The sequence below is a fragment of the Bradyrhizobium sp. genome (assembly GCF_049581145.1).
Classification (GTDB): domain Bacteria; phylum Pseudomonadota; class Alphaproteobacteria; order Rhizobiales; family Xanthobacteraceae; genus Bradyrhizobium.
In genome coordinates this window covers 1-2496 of sequence record NZ_JBAURI010000636.1, presented here as the reverse complement: position 1 = coordinate 2496, position 2496 = coordinate 1, and the positions used below count along the sequence as shown (strand labels likewise).

Sequence of the window (2496 nt, the reverse complement as noted above, 5' to 3'; positions counted from 1 at the left end):
TGATTTGCCGGGTGCGTCCGCCGGGATAGCTCACCGTCAGAACGAAGACATGATGTCCTTCGCCGCGCGCGCATTTCGGGCAATCTTTGGTATGCCGGACCGTGCGCTCCAGCAGCGAGCCACGAAGTATTTCGCCGGTGATCGGCAATTTGCCGACCAGCTTCTGGCGCGCTCGCAGAGTTTGCTCTCGAATCATTCATAAGAATGAATCAGGCAAAGCGACCGACGTCAATTCGTTTCCGTTCGACCTTGCAGTTTTCCGCATACAGGGCGATTCTACCCGCAGGCCAACCAGACCGATCTTTGCGCCGGAAAGTAGCTAAGCAATATTTGTCCACCGGCACTATAGCCGTATGATGGTGCCGACCCGACCCGCTGGCGCCGCAGCAGTGCGACAGCAACATCGCGTTGACATGTGCGCCACATGTGTTTATGTTTACCACATGCCCGCGATGATCCAAATTCGCAATGTTCCGGATGCGTTGCACCGCCGGCTCAAATCGCGCGCGGCGCTGGCGGGCATGTCGCTCTCCGATTACCTGCTCAGGGAGATTCGCCAAGTCGCCGAGCGGCCGACGCTCGATGAATTGCGCGCGCGCCTGGAGCGCCGCCCCGGAATGACCCCCTCGGTCTCGCCAGCCCAGGCAATCCGCGCTGAACGTGATCGCCAATGATCGTCGTCGACGCCTCGGCCTTGCTCGAGGCGCTCCTCCGCACACCGGCGGCACGGGCGGTGGAAGAACGGCTATTCGAACCTCGACAGACGCTGCATGCGCCTCATCTGCTCGATATCGAAGTTGCGCAGGTCGTCCGCCGGTATGCCGCAAAGGGCGAGATCGACAGCGAACGCGGCCGCGCCGCTCTCGCCGACCTCGCTGACTTTCCCGTCCGCCGATACCCGCATGATTTCCTTTTGCCGCGTGTCTGGGATTTGCGGAACAATCTCACGGCCTATGATGCCGTCTACGTCGCCCTTGCCGAAGCGCTCGACGCTCCGTTGCTGACGCGCGACCAGCGTCTCGCCGCTGCGGCTGGCCACCATGCGCGAGTCGAACTGGTATGAACCCGAACAGACGCCTGGAACGAGCCATCGAATGGCCGAAGGCCGCCGGATAGCGCGGCGGGCCGCAGCGTAGATCTGGCAGGCCACGAACGATGCAGGTGAGCACCACGTTTACGCCATAGCGCTCCATTGATCCGCCGGCCGATCAGAAATCGCTCACCCATGGCTGAGATCGTGTCGAACCGGCTTTCGAGTGTGTATAGAGTGGTCAACCTATACACAAAGACCGGTCAGCCGTGATGCGAACCAATATAGAGATCGATGATGAGTTGCTATCCCAGGCCATGACGGCGACGGGCTTGGCGACCAAACGCGCCACGGTTGAAGAGGGCTTGCGGCTGCTGGTCCGACTGCGGAAACAGACAAAGGCGCTTGCGGAACTCGAGGGATTGGGTTGGGAGGGCGATCTCGAGCAGATGCGCCAAGGTCGGCCGCCGCGCCGGTCGTGATTCGTGTCGATAGCTCCGTCTGGATCGCTCACCTGCGCGGCTTGCGTCAGTACGCGATCGTGCGCCTCCTGGATGCCAATCTAGCCGCTCGCGCCGCCCGGAACTATCGCAGGCTGCGCGAACTGGGCGTCACGATCCACAAAACCACCGACATGATCATCGGCACCTTTTGCATCGAGCATCGTCATGCATTGCTGCACGATGACCGCGATTTTGCACCGATGGAGGAGCATCTTGGCCTCAAGGTCGTGTGAACCAGCTCCTGAAGGCTATCGTCTTTTGGCCTGACCTGTGGCCGGTGAATGAGGCCTACTCTTCTTTCTTCGACGCCGCAGGCTGAATGACGCGTGCTCCTGCTTGACGACGGTCGGGCGAACCCGTTGATGTCCATTGGTCGGGCTACTTCCGAAGCGGCTGGCCGGCGACCGGACGACGGGAGACAGCCCCAAGCGGATGTCGCTCCATTTGCCTGCATTGCGCAAGATGCCCGGTTGGGAATGTGCTCTACTAATCGTGCTGGTGAGGAATCAGTCTCGGAAAGACATTCGAGATCGATCATCGTCGGTTCGTCACGTTATGCGATTGCCGATATCAAAGCTGGCCATCGTTCCTTCATTGACCAATTCTCTGGTGCAGAACAGATGAAAATCGGTCTCGCGCATTTTGCCGAAAGCGTCATCGTATCTGATCTCGCCGACGACATAGATCGCATGCGTTCCCGTTAGGAGCGCAATCAGCGTGGCATCGTTCAAGGGCTTGTCGATACCGGTGCTCATATTGATTTCCCCTCCAGGCGCGATAGCTCCGGGTGGCGACGGCACCTGACCCCTTTCGGGCATCGGCGTCATTTTTGGGAATGTCGAAAACCCCATCTTGGCCCGATGCGTCACATTCCTCGCCGGCGTGACACCGGAATTTTTGATGGTGATGATGGCTCGCGGAGAGCCGCCGCTATTGAGCCCTTCAACCCGAACACTCTTGATC

5 protein-coding genes are annotated in these 2496 nt (G+C 59.8%); 4 read left to right on the top strand and 1 reads right to left on the bottom strand.

Features of this window, described 5'->3' with window-relative positions; all coding sequences use genetic code 11:
- Window positions 1-443 precede the first annotated feature (443 nt).
- The 4 genes from WCB02_RS21045 (at window position 444) to vapC (ending at window position 1766) form a co-directional block, all read left to right on the top strand.
- Complete coding sequence (locus WCB02_RS21045) at window positions 444-674, top strand: FitA-like ribbon-helix-helix domain-containing protein (protein WP_423961063.1); 231 nt, start codon at window positions 444-446, stop codon at window positions 672-674.
- Window positions 671-1063 (top strand): type II toxin-antitoxin system VapC family toxin, encoded by a 393-nt coding sequence (locus WCB02_RS21040; RefSeq protein WP_423961060.1) that lies wholly within the window; start codon window positions 671-673, stop codon window positions 1061-1063. The genes WCB02_RS21045 and WCB02_RS21040 overlap by 4 nt, the downstream gene beginning before the upstream one ends.
- 239 nt (window positions 1064-1302) lie before the next feature.
- The gene (locus WCB02_RS21035; RefSeq protein ID WP_423961058.1) at window positions 1303-1512 is read left to right on the top strand and encodes a type II toxin-antitoxin system VapB family antitoxin; all 210 of its coding nucleotides are present in this window, start codon (window positions 1303-1305) and stop codon (window positions 1510-1512) included.
- Window positions 1509-1766, top strand: a complete 258-nt coding sequence (vapC, locus tag WCB02_RS21030; protein ID WP_423961056.1) for a type II toxin-antitoxin system VapC family toxin — start codon at window positions 1509-1511, stop codon at window positions 1764-1766. The genes WCB02_RS21035 and vapC overlap by 4 nt, the downstream gene beginning before the upstream one ends.
- Before the next feature lie 315 nt (window positions 1767-2081).
- Here vapC and WCB02_RS21025 read toward each other — a convergent pair.
- The coding region (locus WCB02_RS21025; RefSeq protein ID WP_423961054.1) for a hypothetical protein at window positions 2082-2496 on the bottom strand (415 nt) is incomplete at its 5' end.